We start from the raw sequence: 22,364 nt of genomic DNA, 5'->3' as shown, positions 1-22,364 counted from the left end.
CATCCCTCGCTAGATTGCCATGCAAGACGTTCTACGAACTCTCCAGAAGAAACGCCGTGACGCCCATTTGGGCGGCGGCAAGGCGCGCATAAAGAAGCAGCACGCCAAGGGAAAGCTGACCGCACGGGAACGTCTCTCCGCGCTCTTGGATCCAGGATCATTCGAGGAGTTCGACATGTTTGTCGAGCACCGGAGCGGCGATTTCGGCATGCAGCGGCAAACCATCCCCGGCGACGGAGTCGTCACCGGCTGGGGCGAAATCGGAGCTCGCCCGGTGTTTGTGTTCAGCCAGGACTTCACCGTGTTTGGTGGATCACTGTCGGAGGCCCATGCAGAGAAGATCTGCAAAGTCATGGATCAGGCCATGAAGGTAGGGGCGCCGGTAATCGGCCTGAATGATTCCGGAGGTGCGCGGATCCAGGAAGGCGTCGCATCGCTCGGCGGCTACGCCGAGGTGTTTCAACGCAACGTGCTGGCCTCGGGTGTCATCCCGCAGATCTCGGTAATCATGGGCCCGTGCGCGGGCGGTGCCGTCTATTCGCCGGCGATGACCGACTTCATCTGCATGGTGCGCGACACAAGCTACATGTTCGTTACCGGGCCAGACGTCGTGAAGACTGTGATTCAAGAAGAGGTCTCGCACGAGGAGCTCGGTGGCGCACGAACCCACACCGCGACGTCAGGTGTCGCGGATCTCGCCTTCGACAATGATCTCGAAACCCTCACGCAAATACGGCGCCTGTTCCATTTCCTGCCGCTTTCAAATCGTGACCAGGTGCCGATCCGCGAGACCGCAGATCCTGCTGGTCGCATGGAGCCCTCGCTGGACTCGCTGGTCCCTGCACATCCCAACAAGCCGTACGACATGCGAGAGGTTCTCGAGAAAGTCCTGGATGAGGGCGATTTCTTCGAAATCCAGCCCGACTTCGCCGGCAACATCTTGATCGGCTTCGGCCGAGTCGAGGGACGGACGGTAGGAGTGGTAGCCAACCAGCCAATGGAGCTCGCTGGCTGTCTGGACATCAACTCGAGCCGGAAAGCTGCTCGATTTGTGCGTTTCTGCGACTGCTTCCACATTCCCATCGTGACCTTCGTCGATGTCCCCGGCTTCTTGCCCGGAACCGACCAGGAGTACGGCGGCCTGATCAAGCATGGGGCCAAGCTCCTGTTTGCCTACGCGGAAACCACTTCTCCAAAGATTACCGTGATCACGCGTAAGGCGTACGGGGGAGCCTATGACGTGATGGCGTCAAAGCATCTTCGAGGCGATATCAACCTGGCCTGGCCGACTGCAGAAATTGCCGTCATGGGACCAAAGGGCGCCGTGGAAATTATCTTCCGGGGGGACATCGGCGACCCCGAGAAAATCCAGCAGCGCACCGACGACTATCGCCGCAAGTTTGCGAACCCGTTCGTGGCGGCCAGTCGAGGTTACATCGACGACATTATTCTCCCGCGTGAAACCCGGACCCGGATTGCCCGTTCGCTGAAAATGCTTCGCAACAAGCAGCTGACGAATCCATCGAAGAAGCACGGAAACATCCCGCTGTGAAGCCTCGACGGCGGACCCGGCCGTTCCGGAAGGTCCTGATCGCCAATCGGGGCGAAATCGCTTGTCGCATCATCCGCACATGTCGGCGGATGCGAATCAAGACCGTCGCCGTATTTTCTGAGGCCGACGAGGGCGCGCTCCACGCGGAGGCTGCCGATGAAGCGGTCGCGATCGGCCCAGCGCCGGCAAGCCAGAGCTATCTTCGAATCGCAACACTGCTGGAAGCAGCCCGCGCGACCAAGGCCGACGCCATCCATCCTGGCTACGGGTTCCTGTCGGAGAACGCGGCATTTGCCCGCGCGGTTGAAGAAGCCGGCATTACCTTTGTGGGTCCGCCGGCGGATGCCATCGACATCATGGGCGACAAGCTGGCCGCAAAGGAATTGGCCACCAAGGCTGGTGTCAATGTCGTTCCCGGCAACACCAGACCGGCGGGAACCGCCGTCGAGGCAGCTTCCATGGCCGACGGCATCGGCTATCCCGTCATGCTGAAGGCTGCTGCAGGCGGCGGTGGCAAGGGAATGCGCATCGCGGGTAGCAATGCGGCTGTCCGAGAACTGTTTCCACTGGCATCCGGCGAGGCCAAGTCAAGTTTCGGTGACGCGCGGGTATTCGTCGAACGCTATTTCCCAAGTCCCCGCCACATTGAAGTGCAAATTCTCGCTGACGCACACGGGCAGTGTATTTCGCTCGGTGAGCGCGAGTGTTCCATCCAGCGCCGCCATCAGAAGGTTTTCGAGGAGGCCCCGGCGCCTCGGTTCGAGCCCGAAGTTCGTCGACGGATGGAGAAGCAAGCTGTCGCGCTGGCCAAAGCGGTGGGGTACCGCTCAGCCGGCACCGTCGAGTTCATTGTCGATTCGGAAGGGGAGTTCCACTTCCTTGAAATGAACACGCGCCTGCAGGTCGAACACCCGGTAACGGAGCAGGTCACGGACGTTGACCTTGTGGAGGAAATGCTGCGGGTCGCGGCGGGCGAACCGCTTCGCCTGCGCCAGCAGGACGTGCCACGCAATGCTGGATGGGCCATCGAAGCCAGGGTCTACGCAGAGGATGCCGAACGTGGCTTTGTGCCATCGGTTGGCCGAATTCGACGATTGACGACACCGCCGACGCTGGCCGGAAACGGCGTCCGCATCGATACAGGGGTAGTCGAGGGTTCGGAAATCACCCCGCACTACGACCCGATGATCGCCAAGGTGATCACCTACGGCAAGGACCGGCAGACTGCGGTACGTTCGATGCAAGCAGCGTTGGACGGATTCTACATTCGAGGTCCACGAACAAACGTCGCCTTTCTCGCCGGCGTGGCCCGAACCAGGAGATTCGAGCAAGGGGACCTCGATACAGGCTTTCTCGATGCCGAGTACCCTGACGGCTACCGACCGCCCCTTCCCGAAGGAGAGACCAGGGATGCGCTGATCGCAGTGGCTGCATTCGTCCAGCAGACCGAGGAATCTCGGGTAGGGCCGCCAGCGGAGCGGCAGGCATGGCAAGCCGTGGTCATGCTGGGTGAAGAAGCTGTCCCCTGCACGGTCCGTGCTGCCGATGGCGGATGCGACGTGGAAGTCGGCGATCGGCAATTGGCAGTAAGGAGTACGTGGTGTCCCGGCCAAGTCGTGTTCCACGGCCGAGTGAACGCGAAGTCGGTGGTCATCCAGATCGACCCGGCGGTGGAGGGATGGACGTTCACTCATGCTGGCGTGACGACCAGGACCTTGGTCCGGACTCCCGAAATTGCCGCACTCGCCGTCCACATGCCAAAGAAGACTCTGCCGGACCACTCAAATCGGTTATGCAGCCCCATGCCTGGCTTGGTGATTTCGATTGCAGTGGCAGAGGGCGATGAGGTACGGGCAGGCCAGGTGATCGCAGTGGTGGAGGCAATGAAGGCGGAGAATCAACTTCGGGCAGAGCGCGACGGCGTTATCCGGAAAATCGGCGTAAGGGCGGGCGACAATATCGCCGCTGAAGAGGTGATCGCGGAATTCGCTTGACGGGCGCCGCTACACGACCCGGCATTCCAACAAACTTCCGCCTGACCGCCTGGCGTGATTCGATTGGTCGCAGGTTGCTCGCAGCGCGCCTGTCTCCCCTTCAGCGCGCCGCCGAACTTGGCCCGAGCATGCGGAGACAGTCATCGTCCAGGGGCCCGACGGCGGACCAGTCGCGGGTGCAGAGATGCTCCGGGCGGTCGAACTTGGTGGGCGGATTGTCGACTGCGGCGACATTCAGGTAAAAGATGCGCCTCGGCCAGGGGGTGATGTTGCCGGCCGACCCGTGAACCATGTTGGCATGGGTGATCAACACGGAACCGGGTGGTCCGACGAACAACTCGATGCCACCAGTCCGGACAATCTGCGCGAGACGCTCCTCGCCGATCTCGAACACCGTGTAGCTGGACGACTCCTGGTTGTCCACGGCATCGGCAATCAGTCCGCAACGGTGAGAACCCGGCACCAGCATGAGCGGTCCGTTGCTGGTACTGGCCTGGTCCAGCAGGATCGCGACCATAAAGGCGCGCGGTTCCAGGAGCCCGTCGCGGTTCGACCAGGTGGCATAGTCCTGATGCCACGTCCAGGGGCCGCCGTGAAATGCGGCTTTGGTGTTGAGGCGCGACTGGTGGATGTAGACCGGACCGCCCATCAGAGCCTGGACCGGTTCCAGCCAGCGGGGGTGCCTCGCGAGACGACCGAAGGCCTCGTTGAAGCGGTGTGCGCCGTAAACCATTCTGACGACGTCTGAATCCGGTTCGTGGATCACCTCGGGGCCTTTCCGTGCCGCGACCGCCGCGACCGCGGAACGCACGTGAGCGATCTCATCCTCCGAAAAGAGGCTGGGCAGCAAGAGGAACCCGCGGTGCTGGAACTGCCGCCGCATGGATTCATTGAGTACCGTCATGGCCCAGCCTCCCCGATGGCGTCTGGTTGCCGTAGCGCAGTCAATCCGCGCTCATTGCTCTTGAGTCTACGCCGGGCACCCGCGTCAGCACCTGGCCCACGAAGTCGCTTCTGTACCAACAGTCCCAACGCCCGCAATATGGGACCCGAGATCTCAAGCGACCACTCCGTATTCGCCGAACTGGATCGATCGTCAGCGACCCCATCAGGCTCCATCAAGCGGCTCGAGGAACAGGATCCACCGACCGAAACGAAGCCGCCACAACGAGCGTCGGGGCGAGGTTGCGGTACGGCACGCTTCACGACCGCCGTTCGCTGCCGGAATACTGTTCCCATCGTTGTGGACACCCTACTTTTCTTTTATCGTACTGAATGCTCAGTCGAGTCCCTCGAACCGGCGGCTGATTTTGTACGCCTGTTCGTCCGTACTCTCGGCGGCTGCCTCATCTGTTATCTGGAACACAGTAATGCATCGGCCTATCCACATTCTTGCGGCCCTCGGCATCGCGCTGGCACTTTCGGCCTGCGGCAGCCCCCCCGAACAAGATCCCACCGCCGAACCGGCGGAGGTCGTGGAGGGAACTGGACTCGCCGATATCACTGACGGCGGCATCGACGTCGAAACCGATGAGACCGCGGGGGTGACGCAATTGACTCCCGCCGAGCAAGCCGAAGTCGACCTGATCGAAGCCGGCGACCGAGTCTATTTTGACTACGACAAGAGTTCCTTTGGTGCTGAGGGTGAGGCAATTCTCCGTGCGCAGAGCGAACTCTTGCTGGGTGCGCCGGCTGTGACCGTCACGATCGAGGGGCATTGTGATGAACGCGGTACCCGGGAATACAACATTGCGCTTGGCGAACGTCGGGCCGAAGCCGTCAAGACCTACCTCGTATCACTCGGAGTAGAGGCGACCCGAATTTCGACGATCTCCTATGGCAAGGAGCGACCGGAAGTCGAGGGCCACAACGAACAGGCTTGGCGCCAAAACCGGGTGGCAATCACCGTAATCAATCCGTGATCGGGCGTGCTGCAGCATTTGTAACCGCGGCCCTGTGCGGCAGCATTGTTGCGATTCCTGCCGTTGCACAGGAGGCCGGTGACGAACGGCTTGGCGCACTGGAAACCAGGCTCGAGGCCCTCTCACGGCAGACCGAGGCGATCGCGCGCCAAGAGCGGCGACTCCAGGAGCTTGAAGACTCTTTGCGCACCGTGACCGGCAGGATGGAAGAAAACCGGCACTTGCTCGATCAGCTTCACCGGCAGCTTCGACAATTGGAGGAGACACAGGCGGCATCCAGTGACGTGCTGCCCCCGCCGGTGTCGGCACCGACGGCCGACACCGTACCTCCAGTGCCAGTTGTCGGCGCGGGGCCCGAAACCGAGAACACGGTGGCGCAGGAGCCACCGTCAGGATCGCCTACGGCAGGGGCCGGACCTGTGACGGCCACGCAGTTTGATGACGAGGAAATCAGTTACAGGCAGGCCTACGAATTGCTGGTCAGGGCGGATTATCCGGCCGCAGAGACAGCCTTCCGGGACTTCATTCGCAGATACCCAAACGGCACCTTGACCGACAACGCGTATTACTGGCTTGGCGAGAGCCACTATGTTCGTGAACAGTACGCGGAGGCTGCCGCCGAGTTCGCGCGCGGGTTTCGAAGTGCCCCAGACAAGCAGAAGGCACCTGACATCCTTCTCAAGCTGGGGCTTTCGTTAATCGCTCTGGGCAAGAACGACGACGCGTGCGAAGCGTTCCGCCGCCTTGGTTTGGACTTTCCAGACGCGTCAAAGCGAATCCTCGACCGAGCGGCCATTGGCAGTGAGCGCGCTGGCTGCACCTGATGTGCCGGCGGCTTCCGAGCCGGTAACTCCAGCAGAATTTCGGCTCCTCGCCGCAGAGGCCGACCTCTCGCCCGACCAGTGCTGTTCCCTCGCCATCGGCGTTTCCGGTGGTACCGACAGCATGGCGCTTGCCAACTTGGTGGCGGAATGGGCAGGTGGAGGACGGGCATCCGTCACCGCACTGACCGTGGACCACCGGCTTCGCCATGAGTCCGCGTCCGAGGCCGCCACGGTTTCACGGTGGATCCGAGAACTCGGAATGCAGCACGAAACCCTGGTCTGGCATCACGGGAATGTTACGCGCGGAATACAAGCAAGCGCGCGCGCAGCACGTTTTCGATTGATGGGCGCGTGGTGCATGCGTGCTGGCGTCGCCGATCTATTGCTGGCGCATCATCTCGAGGACCAGGCTGAAACGTTTCTCATGCGTCTGGCAGCAGGAAGCGGCATCCCGGGGCTCGGGTGCATGCACGTGCGCACCCCGATGGCGACGGTGGAACTCGTACGGCCGCTTCTCGGAATTCCGAAGTCCCGCCTCCGCGCAACTGTGGTGCAGAGCGGCGGCAACTTCGTGGAGGACCCGTCGAATCAGGATCTCCGGTATACGCGGACTCGGCTTCGCAGGCTCCTGCGTCATCCTGCCTCCAACCTCCCTAAGACCGCCACGCTGGCCCGTGCGACCCGAACGTTCAGACGATTGGACGCGCTTGCTGAACGCGCGACCGCAGCCCGACTGCACGATTCGATGCACGTATCACCTCTGGGCTTCGTGACGGTCGACCTGGGGCCTTTCGCGGCCCTTCCCGAACTGCTGGCGCTTCGATGCATTGCCGCAGTCGTGCAGGCAGTAGCGGGCCGAGATTATCCGCCACGCACCCGGTCGCTTTGGCGGGTCCTGGAGCGCATTCGCAACCAAGAGCTTCACACATCCACGCTTGGGGGGGCTGTCCTCACGGTGACCGCGAAACGGCTCGCATTCACCCGTGAAGCCCGGGCCGTCTCCGACCCTGCCCGTCTCCGGTCTCCGAAGTTGCTATGGGACAATCGCTTCCAGATTGAAACCGACTTCCCGGCCGACGATCTAGTCGTCGGCGCACTTGGAACGCGGGATCTCCGCAAGCTTCCCGTCGCGCCGCCCGGTCCCGGCGTGCGCCGTGATCATCTTGCTACACTGCCGGCATTCCGTGATCTTGACGGATTGGTCGCAGTGCCCCACCTAAATTGGTGGCGAGACGACCGTCTCCGCACGAGAATACGGGTCGTTTTCGAACCCCGGTCCGGCCTGTTGGCCGGCGTATCGTCGTCACCGGGAAACAGGAACGGGACCGGTCGGAACACCGGCTGCCGAGGACACGCATGAACGGTTTTGCCCGCAACCTCGCCCTTTGGATTGTGATCGGGTTGGTCGTGGTGACCGCGTACAACCTGTTCAATAGCAACACGCAGCAGAATGCTGCCGAGATCGACTACTCGACGTTCGTCGAGAACGTGGAAACGGGTCAGGTCAAGTCCATCACCGTGAGCGGCCGCGTGATCGACGGTCTCTACCGGAATGGCCAGCGTTTCACGACATACGGCCTTGACGACGCGAGCCTGCTTCCTCTGTTGCGCGAACACGACGTTGCCGTGCGGGCAGCGCCGGAAGAGAGCAGCGTCTCGCCGGTAGTCGGGCTGCTGCTCAACTGGTTGCCGATGCTGCTGTTCATCGGCATCTGGATCTTCTTCATGCGCCAGATGCAATCCGGCAATGGCAAGGCATTCGGATTTGGCAAATCCAGGGCGCGCCTCCTTACCGAGAATCAGCAGCGCGTCACCTTCGAGAACGTCGCGGGGGTCGACGAGGCGAAGGAAGAACTGCAAGAAATTGTGGAGTTCCTGAAGAGCCCTCAAAAGTTCCAGCGACTGGGGGGTTCCATTCCGAAGGGCGTGCTGCTGGTGGGCCCGCCAGGAACGGGGAAAACGCTGCTCGCCCGCGCCGTCGCTGGTGAGGCGAACGTGCCCTTCTTCACGATCTCAGGCTCGGATTTCGTCGAGATGTTCGTCGGCGTCGGGGCCAGCCGGGTCCGTGACATGTTCGGACAGGCGAAGAAAAACGCTCCATGCATCGTGTTTGTGGACGAAATCGATGCCGTCGGAAGGCAGCGCGGTGCCGGTCTTGGCGGCGGCAACGACGAACGGGAGCAGACCCTCAACCAGCTGTTGGTGGAGATGGACGGCTTCGAGGCCAACGAAGGCGTGATCATGATCGCCGCGACCAACCGGCCCGACGTCCTCGACCCGGCGCTGCTGCGTCCCGGCCGCTTCGACCGCCAGGTGGTGGTCTCCAATCCGGACATCGTCGGGCGCGAAAAGATCCTCCGCGTACACATGCGCAAGGTTCCAGTCGGAAACGACGTCAACATCCGGACCATCGCGCGCGGGACCCCCGGTTTCTCGGGCGCGGATCTCGCAAATCTCGTTAATGAAGCCGCGCTGCTTGCCGCCCGAAAGGGCCGCCGATCCGTCGGCATGGCCGAATTCGAACAGGCGAAAGACAAGGTCATGATGGGCGCCGAGCGACGCTCGATGGTGATGACGGAAGACGAGCGCAAGATGACCGCGTATCACGAATCCGGACACGCGATCGTGATGCTGAACGTCGAAGGCCACGAGCCCCTCCACAAGGTCACGATCATCCCGCGCGGCCGTGCACTCGGAGTCACGATGTGGCTGCCGGAGCGCGACAAGTACGCGCACACGCAAATTGAACTGGAAGCACAGATCGCTGGCCTGTTTGGCGGTCGCATTGCCGAGGAGCTCATCTACGGCAAGCGCCACATCACCACCGGTGCCGGCAACGATATCCAGCAGGCCACCAATTTGGCCCGCCGTATGGTGATGGAGTTCGGATTCAGCGATCGACTCGGCCCGATCCGTCTGCAAAGCAATCAGGAAGAAGTGTTCCTCGGGCACTCCGTAGCCGAACAGCGCAACATGTCGGATCAGACCGCTCGCATGATCGACGAAGAAATTCGGAGAATCGTCGAGGACGGAGAAAGCACGGCACGGACGATTCTTGAAGCTCGCGTCGACCAGCTTCATGCCCTGGCCGGCAGCCTTCTCGAGTACGAAACGTTGACGGCAGATGAGGTGGATGCCGTGTTGGGCGGGCGGTCCATCCATCGCGACGACGATGACGAAGCGGCACCGGAGACGGGCCGACGTTCATCGGTCCCGCAAAGCGGTGCGTCCCAAGAACAAGGCGACGGCTCGGCGCAGCCGGAGAACGCTTGATGCACCCGGTGGGCGGCTGACCGCAGGAGCCAACCCCGTCCTGCTGCGGCCACGAAAGCTCTCGCGCTTCGCTCATCCTGCCGCCGACCGTCTGCCCCTGGCAGGCGGCCCCATGGGCTTTGCCGCCGTGGACGAAATCGTCCTTGGTCACCCTGCACCCGAGGTGCGCCCCCTGCCACTGACGTCACTGGTGGATGACCGCCATCAGGTGGCACGCCATGCCCTTACCGCTGCTCGGGCTCCGTTTGCCGGAATGGCGCTCGACCGCACCCGCATCGTGGGCGTGATCAATGTGACGCCGGACAGCTTCTCGGATGGCGGCCGCTACCTCACGCCCGAAAAGGCGATCGCGCTGGGTTTCTCCATGGTCAAGGCGGGAGCCGATGTCCTCGATGTAGGAGGGGAATCCACGCGCCCCGGGGCCACGACGGTGGCGCCGGCCGAAGAAATCCGGCGCGTCGTCCCCGTCATCGAAGCGTTGCGGCCAACTGGCGCTGTGATATCTGTCGACACCCGCAATCCCGAGACCATGCTTGCGGCGGCGGCGGCCGGTGCCTCCATCGTCAATGACGTCACTGCACTGTCGCATTCGCCGAACAGCGCCCGCGTCGTTGCTGAAGCGGGGTTAGCCGTCGTGCTCATGCACATGCGCGGGAACCCGCAAACGATGCAGGTGCGGCCCTACTACGATCACGCCCCCAGCGAGGTCTATGCGGATCTTGCCGTCGCAGTGGAGCGGGCTCGCGCCGCTGGCATTCCGCCTCACCAGATCATCGTCGACCCGGGTCTCGGATTCGGAAAGAACCGGAAGCACAATCTGCAGCTCCTCGCATGGCTGCCCATGTTCCACTGCCTCGGGCACGGCCTGATGGTAGGCGCGTCCCGCAAATCCCTCATCGGGCATCTGGACGGCGATGCTCCTGTTTCCGACCGAATCGGAGGTTCGCTGGCGATTGCGCTGCACGCCGTGAGTCAGGGCGCAAACCTCGTCCGGGTGCACGACGTCGCCGAGACGCGGCAGGCGCTGCGAGTGTGGGCGGCTCTTGGCCGGTCGATGGCCGATTCGGTCCCGGACTCAAGCAGGTATCCAAGCTGACGTTGGCGATAACCCGACCGACGCGGTAGCTGTACGCAGGCAGCGGGGGTGCCGGCCGAGCGCCGGTTCAACCCTCCTGCAACCGGGTCAACCGGTCGTGCCGTCGGCGTCGGTCCTGCGAGTCCGGCAGTCAGGATCCTCGAGAAAGTCGGGCCGGAGGCGTAGCCCGAGCCCCGGCCCTTCCAGCGGACGGAGAAAACCGTTCTCGAGTGGCGGCAACTCGGTCACGATTTCTTGGAACCAGCCGTAGTAGAAAGCGCGAACCACCTCCTGCACCAGTGCGTTCGTCGCATTCATCACGTGGTGAACCGAAACGGCAAAGATGACGGGTCCGGTGCAATCGTGCGGAGCAACCGGGCGGTGCCAGGCTTCGGCCATTGCGGCGATCTTGCGGGCTTCCGAAAGCCCTCCAACCCAGCCGATATCGTACATAACGTAGTCGCAGGCTCCGAGCTCAAGGAGTTCCCGAAACTGCCCCCGGCTTCCCAGGGTTTCGCTTGCCGTCGTCGGGACCCGTGTGGAATCCCGAAAGTCCTTGAGGCTGCGAAGGCTGTCCATGCGGATCGGATCTTCGAACCAGAATGGGCTGCAGGGCTCCAGCGCCGCCGCGATGCGTTTCGCCTGAGGTAGATCCCACATAGCGTGAAGCTCGACCATCACATCCATGGTGTCACCCACGGCGTCACGGATCTTCTGGAACGGTTCCACTGCGCGCGCTAGGTCGGAAGGCGAGATGTAATGTCCCCCGGAAGCTTCCGCCGCATAGTCGAAGGGCCAGATCTTCATCCCCGTGATGCCCATTTCCCGCAAGCTCTTGGCCAGCGCTCCAGCGTCCGTCAGGAACGCCTGAAGATCTTCGTACGGCCCCTCTGGCTGGTCGCCCGGCAGGTTGAAGCTGTCGGTGGACTGCTTGGAGTGCGTTCGGACGTACTGGTAGCCGGCGCAGGTGTTGTACACGCGGATAGAGTCCCGACTCCGTCCGCCGAGGAGCTGGTAGATCGGCTGCCCGGTCACCTGCCCCCAGATATCCCAAAGCGCCACATCCAGCGCCGAGTTGCCCCGCACCTCTGCGCCCGTCCCCGAGTGGCCGATGTAGGTCGTCAACCGCTTGCTGTGCCGGTCAATCTGGAGCGGATCCTCCTCCAAGAGGAGCTTGGCTGCGTACGAGTGGATGTGCCCCTCCGAAGACCCGGTCCCGTAAAAGGTCTCTCCCAATCCGGTGATTCCCTCGTCGGTGTGCACGTGAACCCAGAGGAGGTTGGGAAAACGCGCGTGCGAGACGGTCTCGATCGCAGTAATTTTCATTCCTGATCTCCTGGGTCCCGTTTACGGGTAACGGTACCGGTTGTAGAAAGGCGCCACAGTAGCGTTTCGGAAGGGACGATGGGACACATATTCGGCACCGATGGCATTCGTGGCCGCGCCAACGAGGCGCCGCTCACGCCAGAATTCGTCCAGCGAATCGGTGTTGCCGCTGGCGCGGAATTTACCCGCGGTGACCATCGCCATCACGTGGTTATCGGCAAGGACACGCGGCTGTCGGGCTACATGATGGAAACAGCCCTGACGAGCGGCTTCTTATCGATCGGCATGAACGTGTTCCTCGTCGGGCCGATCCCGACTGCCGCCATCCCCATGCTGGTTCGCTCCATGCGATGTGACCTGGGGGTCATGATCTCCGGTTCGCACAATGCCTGGCAGGACAACGGCATCAAGCTGTTTGGCCAGGATGGCCGCAAACTCTCTGAAGAAGTCGAGCGTTCGCTGGAGGAGCGCCTGCAAGCGCATCCGATGTCCCACACCCTGGCAGACGCCCCAGACGTCGGACGCGCCAAACGAATCGACGATGCCGTCGGTCGCTACAACGAGTGGGTCAAGGCCACCGTCCCCGCTCACCTCAGACTTGATGGCCTAAAGATCGTGGTCGATTGCGCCAACGGCGCGGCCTGGCGAGTCACGCCACAAGTACTGTGGGAACTTGGCGCCGACGTCGTGGCCATGGGCGTCGCACCCGATGGCACGAACATCAACCGAGACTGCGGTTCGACAGCGCCCCACGCGATGGCAGCGCGGGTCCGGGAGTCCGGGGCAGATCTCGGTATCGCACTGGACGGAGACGCCGACCGGTGCGTACTCGCCGACGAGCAGGGCCAGGTCGTGGACGGCGATCGGCTGATCGCGCTGATCGCGCGCGAATGGCTCGAGAGCGGAAAGCTTACCGGCAGCGCAGTGGTCGGCACGCCGTTCTCGAACTACGGCTTCGAACGCTACCTGGGCACCCTTCAACTGGGCCTTCTACGCGCTCCCGTCGGCGACCGTCACGTCTCGCAGTGGATGCGGTTGCATGGATGCAACGTTGGCGGCGAACCGTCCGGTCACATCATTTTGGCGAACCACAGCGAGACGGGGGACGGACTGGCCTCGGCGTTACAGGCGCTGGCTGTCATGGCCCGTACGGGCAATCCCCTGTCAGAATTGCTGCCCCGCTACGAAGCAGTTCCGCAGCATCAATCCAATGTTCGTCTTCCGAACGGCCGTGACGTCGACCCCCTCCTCGACCAGTCCGTCCGGGCGGTTGTCAAGGAGGCAGAACAACGCCTCTGGGGAAAAGGCCGACTCATCGTCCGACCTTCGGGTACCGAGCCGCTGCTGCGCGTTCTGGTCGAGACTTCGGACGAACCGGCTGCCCGAGAAATCATCGAATCGATTGCAACCGCAGTGGCTACAGCCAGCCGGGACGCGGCTTGACGGAAATTGAGTCCGCTCGTCGACGCGGCCACTCGAGTGGTCGGTTGCTGATTGTTGCCGGTTCGGATTCGGGCGGCGGTGCCGGTCTTCAGGCAGACCTCAAGACCGCCATGGCAATGGGCGTGTACGCCATGTCGGCGGTGACAGCGGTCACGGCGCAAGACACGCATCGGGTCCATCGCGTGTTGCACACGCCCGCGGACCTCGTGGCCTTGCAGATGCAAACGGCCTTACGAGATATCGGGGCGGACGCAATCAAGACGGGAATGCTCTGTTCGAACGAGACGATCGACGCCATACTCGACACCTTGGCCACCTGCGCCGCCGGATTGCCGCTCATCGTCGACCCGGTGTTGACGGCAACGTCGGGCGAGCCTCTGTTGGAGCCGGCAGCGGAAGTGGCACTCCGTGATCGATTGATGCGACGCGCATACCTGGTAACGCCCAACACCCCCGAAGCAGAGAGGCTGACAGGACTTCCTGTCACCAATCGGGATGAAATGCTCCGCGCCGGTCAACACCTGATCGCAATGGGGGCGCGCGCAGCGTTGATTACCGGCGGGCACCTTGGGGGCACTGAGGTGACCGATCTACTCGTTTCCGATGCCGGAGTACGGGAGTTCGTTGCGATTCGGGTTGACACGCCCCACACCCACGGTACTGGCTGTACGCTGGCGAGTGCCATAGCCGCCGGGATTGCCAAGGGGGCCACACTGACCGACGCGACGGCGCGCGCGCACGCCTATGTTCAGCGTGCGATTCGGACTGCTTCGGGACTGGGCGGCGGTCGCGGGCCGCTAAATCACCTTGCCTGAGTGGAACACTGTCGAGGTTGGCTGACAAACTAACTGCCCGGCCTCATCCCATTGGGACGCAGGTCCGGACAACGGTGACAGATGCTTGTTTCGGCTGTTTCGCGTGGCAACCGTAGAACTAGGTCAAATGTAGAGGCGACCCTGCTCGCCACCGGCCAGCACCAGCAGGATGACCTCAACCTTTCGGTCTGGAACCTCTCAAGCGCCCGCTATGAAAGCGACGCCAATCCGTCGCTCCGCGCTTCATGGATCTGAAAGATCGCGTTAAAGCCACTCACCTCGAATACTTCCTTCAAATAGTCTCGCATTGAGCACAGCTCGATCCGTCCAGATCGGGCCTTGACTTCCTTCGCAACCATTAGCAACACGCGCAAACCGGCGCTGGAAATAAAGTCGACTTCAGAGAAGTCGACGAGGATGACCAGTTCGCCGCCTCTCACCTTGTCGAGAAACGCAGTCTCAACGTCTCGGGCATTGGTTCCATCGATGCGGCCTTCAGGCTCGAAGATGAGCACGTCTCCTTCTTTAGTACTCTTCATTTCCACGGTGACTACTCCTTCTGGAGGCGCTCCGGCCCGACAGTGTCGGGCCACGCCACATCGTTGTCTTGAGTACCATGCTAGTCAAATTGCGTCAACGATCGATAGCGCAATCAAGCCCTTTGCATGTCCGGGCCGGTTGTCATGCCGGCTACCCGTTCACGTGGAAAGCGCGGCACAATGCGGCTTGGCCTAGCTCGCTCAGGATGGACCCGCGGGACCGAAGTGCAAGGCTCAGGCAGTCGCCGCCACTGCCCCGGTCGATGGCCGAGTGAACGCGTACTGGCACCGACCGCTACGCGGAGTGCGCATCTAATCCTGCAATGACAGGGGGCGCGTGAGCCCGCGCCCCCTGTCCTCGAAACGAACCCGCTAGATCGAGTTGGTCCGCATGGCTTCTGCCATGAGCTCGGCCTGCCGGATTGCCAACGCAACAATCGTCAGCGTCGGGTTTTCCGCCGCGCCGGTCGTGAACTGGCTACCGTCGGAAATGAACAGGTTCGGGATATCGTGCGTTGCTCCGGAGGGACCACACACGCCTTCATCCGCGTTCGCGCTCATCCGGCACGTACCGAGATTGTGCGTGCCCGGGAACGGCGGGAGCTCGTAGCTCTTGCTCCCCCCAGCTGCCTCGTAGACCGCACTTCCCATCCGGTAGGCGTGGTTCCGCATGGCCAGGTCATTCGGGTGCTCGTCGAAGTGCACCACCGGTACTGGCAGCCCGTACTGGTCCTTCTCCGTGTCGTGGAGAGTGACCCGGTTGTCCGCTTGCGGCATGTCTTCTCCGACCAGCCACATGCCTGCCATGTTGCGGTAGTTCTCGATCACCTCGCGGGTGTAGTCCCGTCCCCATGTTCCTGGGGTGTCGATCGACATGCCGCCGACGTTGCCGGCAATCGCGGCCACACCGAAGCCCGGCAGCGTCTCCATCAGGTAGCCGCCGGCAAATCCGCGACTGTCGTCATGCCGCACCTCGTCCATGACGATGCCGGCCATCTGGGTGCCGCGGTCGAAGTGGACGGGTCCGGGCATCACGGCGTACACGGTGGCGGTCAGGTGCCGCATGTAGTTGCGCCCGACCTGGCCGGAAGAGTTCGCCATACCGTCCGGGAACATGCTGCTGGCGGAGTTCAGCAGGAGCCGCGGTGTTTCGACCGAGTTTCCTGCTACGGCCACGATCCGCGCCTTCTGCATCTGCAGATTGCCGTCCGCATCCAGGTACTCGACGCCCGTAGCCTTGCCCGAGTCGTCGTGCACGATCCGCACCACCATCGAGTCGGGACGCAGCTCGAAGTGACCGGTGGCTTCCGCCTTCGGCACTTCCGAATACAGAATCGACCACTTGGCCCCGATTGCACATCCCGCCATGCAGAAGCCGAGTTGCAGGCAGCCTGGCCGCCCGTCGCGAGTCTCCGGGTTGATCGACATGTTGCCGGTGTGCACGGTCTGGTAGCCCAGCTTCTTCGCGCCGTACTCCATGACCTTGTAGTTGTTGTTGCCCGGGAGCCGCGGAATTCCGTGGGTACCCGTGGTTCCCATCTTGTCCTCGGCGCGGGAATAGTACGGATCCATCTCTGCGGCATCGATCGGCCAGTCCAGCAGGGTGGCACCCGCAATATCTCCGTAGGTCGTGCGGGCCTTCCATTCATGCTCCTGGAAGCGCAGGCTCGCGCCCGCCCAGTGCACCGTGGTGCCACCGACGGTCTTGCAAACCCACAGCGGGTATCCGGGGTTGAGCACCCCTGAGCCGATCCGCTTGTCGTTCCAACTGAGCTTGGCGCCCATCTCGCCCCAGTCGTTCACGATGTCGCCGAGGTCCAGTCGAGGACCAGCCTCCAGGCAGACGACATCAATGCCTTTTTCCGAAAGTTCGTGTCCCAGCGTGCCGCCGCCGGCTCCAGAACCGATGATGACGACGACGCTGTCGTCGCTCAGGTCGTATGTACGAGCCATTGTTTATCCCCCCTCTGCAGTCAGGAAGACTGCGGCAGCCAGTCGATGTCATCGAAGCCGCGGTCCAGGTAGCCACCGTGTTCGACCGCGGATCCCTCGAAGCCCAACGCCGCTGCGACTTCAGGATTGCCGTAGAGACCACCCAATGTCGCGCCGCGCACCGCCTCGAAGAACGCGTTGTTCGCTGCCTCTTCGCGCTTCAACGCCCTTAGTTGCAGCCCGCCGCTCTGCTCGTGGAAGGCCACAGGGGTAGAGGCGTCGCCAGACACCACTACGCCCAAGGCGCGCACCCCGTCGGTCAGCTGCGCCTGCAGGTCCGCGTCCTCGGCTGCGCTGGCATCCAGGCCGGCAACCACTTGCACGTACGGCCCGTCATCCAGAAAGTCGTGCGGATAGAGCTGGCGCGCCATCGCGATGAGGCCACGGATCGTAGTTTCGTCCAAGGCCTTCGGTTCGAAGGCCCAAGACGCGTCTTCTGCGATCGCGATGCCACCCGCACCGAGAGTACCCGTGATCGCGACGCCAGCCGCGGTGGTACCCGTACCTTGCAGGAACTTACGCCTGCTCAGGTGACTGAAGTCCATGTGTCTCCTCCGTTGCCAGCTCCGGAAGCCCCGGAGCCGCTGAGTTGCCGCGCCGGGAGGAGCCGGACCGAAACATCATACCAGCCATGCACAAAACGCACGCGCAGTGCCGCCGCTTGGACCCAGCGTTACCTCACGCAACCTGAGGCAGGTTCGAGCGTTGACTCGGGAACGGCACGATCTTCCCCGGATTCATGATGTTGTGGGGATCCAAGGACTGCTTGAGCGCCTGCATGACGCCGACTCCCTCCCCTCGCTCAATCTCCAGGTACTCCATCTTGCCGTAGCCGATCCCGTGTTCACCCGTGCAGGTTCCGCCCATGTCCAATGCCCGGCGGACCAGACGATCGTGCAGCACTGCGGCTTCCCGAATTTCCTCAGGGCTGTCAGGATCCACCATGAAGGCGATATGGAAGTTGCCATCGCCTACATGCCCGGCAACCGGAGCCGGGATCGACGAGTTTGCCGCGATGTCGGCATTCGTCTCCGAAATGCACGCTGCCAGTCGCGAAATCGGGACGCATACGTCGGTCGTCAGCGACTTGCGGCCCGGCCATCGGGCCATCAGCGCATACAGCAAATCATGACGCGCGCGCCAAAGCTGATTTCGCTCTTCCTGGTTGGCGCTCCAGGCAAAGTCACGGCCACCGAATTCCTGCGCCAGTTGTGAGACGGTTTCCGCCTGTTCCGCCGTGGTCGCCGGCGTGCCGTGAAACTCCAGAAACAGCGCAGGTGTCTCGGCGTAGCTCGTCTTGCCCCAACGGTTGAAGCATTCCATTGACAAGGCGTCCATCAGTTCCACGCGAGCCACCGGCACACCCGAGTGCGTGGTGGCGATCACAGTCCGGACCGCCGCGTCGACCGTCGGGAATGAGCAAACCGCGGAAACGATGGATTCCGGGTGCCCGAACAGCCTGAGCGTTACCTCAGTCGCGATGCCCAACGTTCCTTCGGATCCGACGAACAGACGGGTGAGATCGTAGCCGGCCGACGATTTGCGACTCCGTGTCCCTGTCTGAATGACGCGGCCGTCCGCGAGGACGATCTTTAGATCGAGTACCAGTTCGCGCATGGTCCCGTAGCGAACCGCATTGGTACCGGACGCCCGGGTAGCGGCCATTCCTCCCAGGCTCGCATCTGCTCCAGGATCGACGGGGAAAAACAGGCCCGTGTCGCGCAGGTGCTCGTTCAGCCGGCGCCGCGTTACACCGGCCTCCACCGTGCAGTCGAGGTCTTCCGGATTGACGGCAAGTACCCGATCCATTCTGCTCAGGTCGATGCATACCCCTCCTTCAAGAGCCGCAACGTGTCCCTCGAGGGATGTACCGGTCCCGAACGGGATCACGGGAATATGGTCGCGCGCGCAGAGAGCCACGGTACGTGACACTTCCTCGGTGGTTTCGCAAAACACGACCACGTCCGGGCGATGTCCCGCGTGGTACGATTCATCCCGGCCGTGCTGATCCAGGATCGCCGGCGCCGTCGAGACACGGTCACCAAGAAACTCCTTGAGTTCTCCGACCACGCTCGACTTCGGCGGGAACCGCCGCCGGGAGGCAACTGCGCTGGTTGGCATCGATGACGTTCTCACATTGCTGCTGTACCCAATCCTAGCGGAGATGAACGTGCCCGACCGTGAGGCGCGTGCATTGGATTGGCCAACGGAGCGAAGAATTGCTGGCCAACGATCGCGACTTTGGAATTTCCTGACCAATTGCGCAGAATGGGCGTGTCGCGGCAGCTGCCAGGAGATCGCCATGCCTGCGGACCCGCCCGTAGTGCTAGGACCTGAGCAGCCGTGGAAACGGCTGCTTGCCATGATCGCGTTCGGCGCAATTGGCTATGTCCTGCTTCCTCTATTGCTGCTGCTCGCCGTGGTCCAATTCGGATTTCATCTGTGGGCTGACCGCAGCAATGAGCGCATCACGCAGCTCGCGGATGCAATGAAGGCGCTGCTGGGCGCGATCCTCGACTTCCTGCTCTATCGGAGCGATCACCTGCCGTTCCCATTCAATCCCTTTCCGGAATCGTCGGTGCCGGGAGAGCGGTTCGCATTCTCTCCGGATATCGGCGCAGCCGACGCCGCCACGGAAGTACCGTCCGCCTGGCAGGCATGTCTTCGCCACCTCGGCGGGTGTCGAGCCGGCGAACACACTGAATTGCGCGTCGCCGATGCCGTCCGGGCGGATGACACAGAGGCGCTGGTTGCGATCGGAATTCGCCCCTGGGTGCTGGAAGGCGAGGCACACATCGCGTTCGCGGCCCGCCACGCCGAATTGAACGGACTGTTTGTAGGCACCCGGTGGCAGGGGCGTGCGTGGCTCTCCGCCCTGAAGGGCGCGCCGGGTGCCGTCAACCGTCGGATTCGAATCCAGGCCCACGCCAATCCCCGGCATGCAGTCTTGATTCCGCTGCGCGTGGTCGTCGCCGCCTTCGACAGCTGAGGCCACATGGCGCCACGCCCTCGCGCGTACCGGATGCGTTGCGGAGAACGGCACATCTGCTTACGATGGAAGGGTTTGCTGGCCGGAGCGGTTGACCCCGTCCGGCCAGCCGCCATCCTTGGGAGGAAATAGATGACCCTTTCCCGCATCGGCTCGGCCCTTGGGGCCGCTGCCACTGTGGCAATGGTCTCCGCGTTGTTTGCATCGTCGGGTTCGGCGATGGATCACGGGAACGAGATCGCCAGTTGCGCTGATGAAAACTGGTGCGCCTATCACCGCACCATCGACAAGGCCTATCGCCACTCGCCACTTACCGAGATCAACAAAGACAACCTTGGTGACCTCAACGTGGCTTGGCTCTTCCAGCCCGGTGGCGCGGAGCAATCGGCCGGTGGACTTCACAGTACACAGCTCGTGCTCGACGGCGCCATGTACGTTGCCTACAACCCATCTTCGGTGATGAAGCTCGACGCGGCTACCGGTCAGCGTCTGTGGGCCTACGTCCCTGAGATGAACCAGGCGGTGGTTGCCCGCTCGGCATTCGCACACACTCGCGGCACGGCCGTGGGCGGTGGACGTGTTTACATGGGTCTGGCAGACGGCCGGATCGTGGCGCTCAGCCAGGATGACGGATCTGTCCTTTGGGACCAGCAGATCGTCGATTCCGCCAAGATCACGGCGGGCTTCAGCGGCGCGGCCACCTACGTCAGCGAAAACATGATGGTGATCGGGCAGAACGGTGGTGAGTACCCGGTCGAAGGCCGGATTTTCGGCATCAACCCGCAGGACGGATCGGTTGTTTGGACCTTCTACACGACCGGCCGCGGCGACGACGCAGCGCTAGCGACCTGGGGTGGTGACTCATGGCTGTACGGCGGCGGCGGCTCTTGGCAGCCCGGTACCGTCGACTTCGACAACAACCAGATCATCATGGGTACGGGTAACCCGAACCCCGACTACGACTACTGTGGCGCCGACTGCCGCGACCCGAACGTGGATGCGCACCGGCCTGGCGACAACCTCTACACGTCGTCCACCGTAGCGCTTGACCTCGACACCGGCGCGCTCAACTGGTACTTCCAGGAAGCGCCCAGTGACCCGTACGACTACGACGCCTCACCCGGCGAGTACGTGATCTTCGAGAAGGACGGTCGCCGGATGGTCCTCCACCCGGGCAAGAGCGGGTTCAACCACGTTCACGATGCTGCGACCGGTCAGCCGCTGGCGGTCTACTCAGCGATGAACCACCAGAACTGGACGTCCGGGTTCAACCTGGAAACCGGCGAGTTCGAGAACATGCTCTGGCCGGTTGCCGGCGAGAAGACCCTGGTCTGCCCGGCCATCGACGGCGGCCACAGCTGGAACGCGGGTTCCTACAACCCGAACAACGGTATCTCCTACCGCACGGTCCAGGAATGGTGCATGTGGCTGACCATCGCCCACAAGGACGGTTCCGGCCCGATCAGCTTCGGTGAAGCCACGCGGATCACCGAACCGTACGCGCAGGTGTACATGGCCGCAGAGTGGATCCAGGCTGACCCGGAGGCCGACAAGGCCCACGGCCGTCTGGTCGCGCGTGAGCCGGTTTCCGGTGAGATCCTTTGGGAGAAGCGTTACGACATCATCCCGCACTCGGCCCTCTTGACGACGGGCAGCGGGCTGCTGTTCAACGCGGACTACACCGGCAACCTCGAAGCCATCGACGGGGACACGGGTGACATCCTCTGGACGTTCAACCTTGGTTCCGGCACGAACGGCGGGATCATTTCCTACGCCGTTGACGGCAAGCAGTACATTTCCGTGGCCACCGGTCACGGGACGTACGTCGGCATGGGTATGCTCGCTGGCGCCTTCGCCGGGGAGACCCTGGACTACCAGCGCAGCGCGCTCGTAGTCACCTTTGCCTTGAAGTAAAGGTTCGCACGTAGATTGGCGGGTGGCGGACACGGGTCCGCCACCCGCTTTTCTCTGATGTTGCACCGTTGGAAGGCCGGGTATTCCCGGCCTTGAACTTATATGAAACCGTTACTCTTCCGTTCCGTAGTGCTGGCAACAGCGCTCATCGCCGGCTCAATTACTCCCGCGGTTGCCGAGAGTGACGAAGTGCCCGACCCCATTGACATCGAATCCGCCAACCCCATGTCGGGAGATCCTGAAGCCATCGAGGCCGGAGCGTTCCTCTACGGTCGGTGGTGCGTGCAGTGCCACGGAGTCAAGGCCGACGGCGTGTCACCCCGATGGGGAAAGTGGGGATTCGACCTCCGTATGTGGTTCAGGGGCTACGAGAAGTTCATTGAGGTAGTTGCAGTGGGGAAACTGCCGAAGATGCCGCCATTCGGAGAGTACCTGGATTTCGATCAGATCAGCCAGATCGGAGCGTTTCTCGAAACGGTTTCGATCGAAGGAGCGAACTGGCAATGACCCTACTTCGGATGCTGGGATGCCTCGTCCTGCTGGGCGCGGCGTCCCCGGCTGTCGCGCAGAACACGTTCACCGATTACTTCACGTTCGGCAAACCGACCTGGATCTGTCGGACCGCCGACGCTTTCCGGAGCCTTGAAACCCGGCTCGCCGAGACCGACACGCCGGGCGACCTCCCCTGTGCCTTGATCACCCTCGA

19 protein-coding genes are annotated in these 22,364 nt (G+C 62.6%); 13 read left to right on the top strand and 6 right to left on the bottom strand.

Annotated elements, in window-relative coordinates; all coding sequences use genetic code 11:
* Positions 1-19 precede the first annotated feature (19 nt).
* Both OXH60_01480 and OXH60_01475 read left to right on the top strand, forming a co-directional pair.
* Positions 20-1,552 carry an acyl-CoA carboxylase subunit beta gene (locus tag OXH60_01480; GenBank protein MDE0710791.1) on the top strand — a complete coding sequence of 511 codons (1,533 nt, stop codon included), beginning with the start codon at positions 20-22 and terminating at the stop codon, positions 1,550-1,552.
* On the top strand, positions 1,549-3,546 hold the full coding sequence (locus OXH60_01475; protein MDE0710790.1) for a biotin/lipoyl-binding protein: 1,998 nt from the start codon (positions 1,549-1,551) through the stop codon (positions 3,544-3,546). The genes OXH60_01480 and OXH60_01475 overlap by 4 nt, the downstream gene beginning before the upstream one ends.
* A 100-nt stretch (positions 3,547-3,646) precedes the next feature.
* Here the strand turns inward: OXH60_01475 and OXH60_01470 are convergent, their stop codons facing one another.
* Positions 3,647-4,450 (bottom strand): phytanoyl-CoA dioxygenase family protein, encoded by an 804-nt coding sequence (locus OXH60_01470; protein MDE0710789.1) that lies wholly within the window; start codon positions 4,448-4,450, stop codon positions 3,647-3,649.
* Between the two features lie 466 nt (positions 4,451-4,916).
* On the opposite strand from OXH60_01470, the gene pal reads away from it, so the two are divergent.
* The 5 genes from pal to folP all read left to right on the top strand — a co-directional run bounded on the left by pal (position 4,917) and on the right by folP (position 10,661).
* Positions 4,917-5,468 (top strand): peptidoglycan-associated lipoprotein Pal, encoded by a 552-nt coding sequence (pal, locus tag OXH60_01465; protein ID MDE0710788.1) that lies wholly within the window; start codon positions 4,917-4,919, stop codon positions 5,466-5,468.
* Positions 5,465-6,292 (top strand): tol-pal system protein YbgF, encoded by an 828-nt coding sequence (gene ybgF / locus OXH60_01460; protein ID MDE0710787.1) that lies wholly within the window; start codon positions 5,465-5,467, stop codon positions 6,290-6,292. Before pal ends, ybgF begins: the two co-directional genes overlap by 4 nt.
* On the top strand, positions 6,270-7,652 hold the full coding sequence (tilS, locus tag OXH60_01455) for a tRNA lysidine(34) synthetase TilS (GenBank protein MDE0710786.1): 1,383 nt from the start codon (positions 6,270-6,272) through the stop codon (positions 7,650-7,652). The genes ybgF and tilS overlap by 23 nt, the downstream gene beginning before the upstream one ends.
* Positions 7,649-9,565, top strand: coding sequence for an ATP-dependent zinc metalloprotease FtsH (ftsH, locus tag OXH60_01450; GenBank protein ID MDE0710785.1), 1,917 nt, complete (start codon positions 7,649-7,651; stop codon positions 9,563-9,565). The genes tilS and ftsH overlap by 4 nt, the downstream gene beginning before the upstream one ends.
* Positions 9,566-9,677: 112 nt before the next feature.
* Positions 9,678-10,661, top strand: a complete 984-nt coding sequence (gene folP / locus OXH60_01445) for a dihydropteroate synthase (protein ID MDE0710784.1) — start codon at positions 9,678-9,680, stop codon at positions 10,659-10,661.
* A gap of 87 nt (positions 10,662-10,748) precedes the next feature.
* Here folP and OXH60_01440 read toward each other — a convergent pair whose 3' ends face one another.
* Complete coding sequence (locus OXH60_01440; GenBank protein MDE0710783.1) at positions 10,749-11,966, bottom strand: mandelate racemase/muconate lactonizing enzyme family protein; 1,218 nt, start codon at positions 11,964-11,966, stop codon at positions 10,749-10,751.
* A gap of 78 nt (positions 11,967-12,044) precedes the next feature.
* Between OXH60_01440 and glmM the strand changes: the two genes are divergently transcribed.
* Both glmM and thiD read left to right on the top strand, forming a co-directional pair.
* Entirely contained in the window at positions 12,045-13,409 is a 1,365-nt protein-coding gene (gene glmM / locus OXH60_01435) for a phosphoglucosamine mutase (GenBank protein ID MDE0710782.1), read from the top strand.
* Positions 13,410-13,453: 44 nt separating this feature from the next.
* On the top strand, positions 13,454-14,224 hold the full coding sequence (thiD, locus tag OXH60_01430; GenBank protein ID MDE0710781.1) for a bifunctional hydroxymethylpyrimidine kinase/phosphomethylpyrimidine kinase: 771 nt from the start codon (positions 13,454-13,456) through the stop codon (positions 14,222-14,224).
* A 209-nt stretch (positions 14,225-14,433) separates the two neighbouring features.
* Here thiD and OXH60_01425 read toward each other — a convergent pair whose 3' ends face one another.
* The 4 genes from OXH60_01425 to OXH60_01410 all read right to left on the bottom strand — a co-directional run bounded on the left by OXH60_01425 (position 14,434) and on the right by OXH60_01410 (position 18,876).
* Complete coding sequence (locus OXH60_01425; protein ID MDE0710780.1) at positions 14,434-14,763, bottom strand: STAS domain-containing protein; 330 nt, start codon at positions 14,761-14,763, stop codon at positions 14,434-14,436.
* A 372-nt stretch (positions 14,764-15,135) separates the two neighbouring features.
* Positions 15,136-16,716 carry a GMC family oxidoreductase gene (locus OXH60_01420; protein ID MDE0710779.1) on the bottom strand — a complete coding sequence of 527 codons (1,581 nt, stop codon included), beginning with the start codon at positions 16,714-16,716 and terminating at the stop codon, positions 15,136-15,138.
* Positions 16,717-16,736: 20 nt separating this feature from the next.
* On the bottom strand, positions 16,737-17,300 hold the full coding sequence (locus tag OXH60_01415) for a twin-arginine translocation signal domain-containing protein (GenBank protein MDE0710778.1): 564 nt from the start codon (positions 17,298-17,300) through the stop codon (positions 16,737-16,739).
* Between the two features lie 133 nt (positions 17,301-17,433).
* On the bottom strand, positions 17,434-18,876 hold the full coding sequence (locus OXH60_01410) for an FAD-binding protein (GenBank protein MDE0710777.1): 1,443 nt from the start codon (positions 18,874-18,876) through the stop codon (positions 17,434-17,436).
* Positions 18,877-19,057: 181 nt separating this feature from the next.
* Here OXH60_01410 and OXH60_01405 point away from each other — a divergent pair, with 181 nt between their 5' ends.
* From OXH60_01405 to OXH60_01390, 4 genes are all read left to right on the top strand, one after another.
* Entirely contained in the window at positions 19,058-19,744 is a 687-nt protein-coding gene (locus OXH60_01405) for a DUF4389 domain-containing protein (protein MDE0710776.1), read from the top strand.
* Positions 19,745-19,876: 132 nt separating this feature from the next.
* On the top strand, positions 19,877-21,658 hold the full coding sequence (locus OXH60_01400; GenBank protein MDE0710775.1) for a PQQ-binding-like beta-propeller repeat protein: 1,782 nt from the start codon (positions 19,877-19,879) through the stop codon (positions 21,656-21,658).
* 102 nt (positions 21,659-21,760) lie between these two features.
* Positions 21,761-22,165: a c-type cytochrome gene (locus tag OXH60_01395; GenBank protein MDE0710774.1), complete on the top strand. Its 405-nt coding sequence runs from the start codon at positions 21,761-21,763 to the stop codon at positions 22,163-22,165.
* Positions 22,162-22,364, top strand: a 203-nt coding sequence (locus OXH60_01390; GenBank protein ID MDE0710773.1) for a hypothetical protein, incomplete at its 3' end; no start/stop codon positions are given. The genes OXH60_01395 and OXH60_01390, both read left to right, overlap by 4 nt.

Source organism: Rhodospirillales bacterium, assembly GCA_028824295.1.
Taxonomy (GTDB): domain Bacteria; phylum Pseudomonadota; class Alphaproteobacteria; order TMED109; family TMED109; genus VXPW01.
The sequence above is the reverse complement of the archived record's forward strand: the minus strand, read 5'-3'. Positions and strand labels throughout refer to the sequence as shown.

Bases quoted from the DNA above. Each gene is read 5' to 3' on its own strand.
- glmM (MDE0710782.1), top strand. From the start codon at position 12,045: ATGGGACACATATTCGGCACCGATGGCATTCGTGGCCGCGCCAACGAG.
- OXH60_01400 (MDE0710775.1), top strand. From the start codon at position 19,877: ATGACCCTTTCCCGCATCGGCTCGGCCCTTGGGGCCGCTGCCACTGTG.
- OXH60_01480 (MDE0710791.1), top strand. From the start codon at position 20: ATGCAAGACGTTCTACGAACTCTCCAGAAGAAACGCCGTGACGCCCAT.
- OXH60_01405 (MDE0710776.1), top strand. From the start codon at position 19,058: ATGCCTGCGGACCCGCCCGTAGTGCTAGGACCTGAGCAGCCGTGGAAA.
- folP (MDE0710784.1), top strand. From the start codon at position 9,678: ATGGGCTTTGCCGCCGTGGACGAAATCGTCCTTGGTCACCCTGCACCC.
- OXH60_01395 (MDE0710774.1), top strand. From the start codon at position 21,761: ATGAAACCGTTACTCTTCCGTTCCGTAGTGCTGGCAACAGCGCTCATC.
- OXH60_01470 (MDE0710789.1), bottom strand. From the start codon at position 4,450: ATGACGGTACTCAATGAATCCATGCGGCGGCAGTTCCAGCACCGCGGG.
- OXH60_01425 (MDE0710780.1), bottom strand. From the start codon at position 14,763: ATGAAGAGTACTAAAGAAGGAGACGTGCTCATCTTCGAGCCTGAAGGC.
- ftsH (MDE0710785.1), top strand. From the start codon at position 7,649: ATGAACGGTTTTGCCCGCAACCTCGCCCTTTGGATTGTGATCGGGTTG.
- OXH60_01420 (MDE0710779.1), bottom strand. From the start codon at position 16,716: ATGGCTCGTACATACGACCTGAGCGACGACAGCGTCGTCGTCATCATC.
- OXH60_01415 (MDE0710778.1), bottom strand. From the start codon at position 17,300: ATGGACTTCAGTCACCTGAGCAGGCGTAAGTTCCTGCAAGGTACGGGT.
- OXH60_01440 (MDE0710783.1), bottom strand. From the start codon at position 11,966: ATGAAAATTACTGCGATCGAGACCGTCTCGCACGCGCGTTTTCCCAAC.
- OXH60_01410 (MDE0710777.1), bottom strand. From the start codon at position 18,876: ATGCCAACCAGCGCAGTTGCCTCCCGGCGGCGGTTCCCGCCGAAGTCG.
- pal (MDE0710788.1), top strand. From the start codon at position 4,917: ATGCATCGGCCTATCCACATTCTTGCGGCCCTCGGCATCGCGCTGGCA.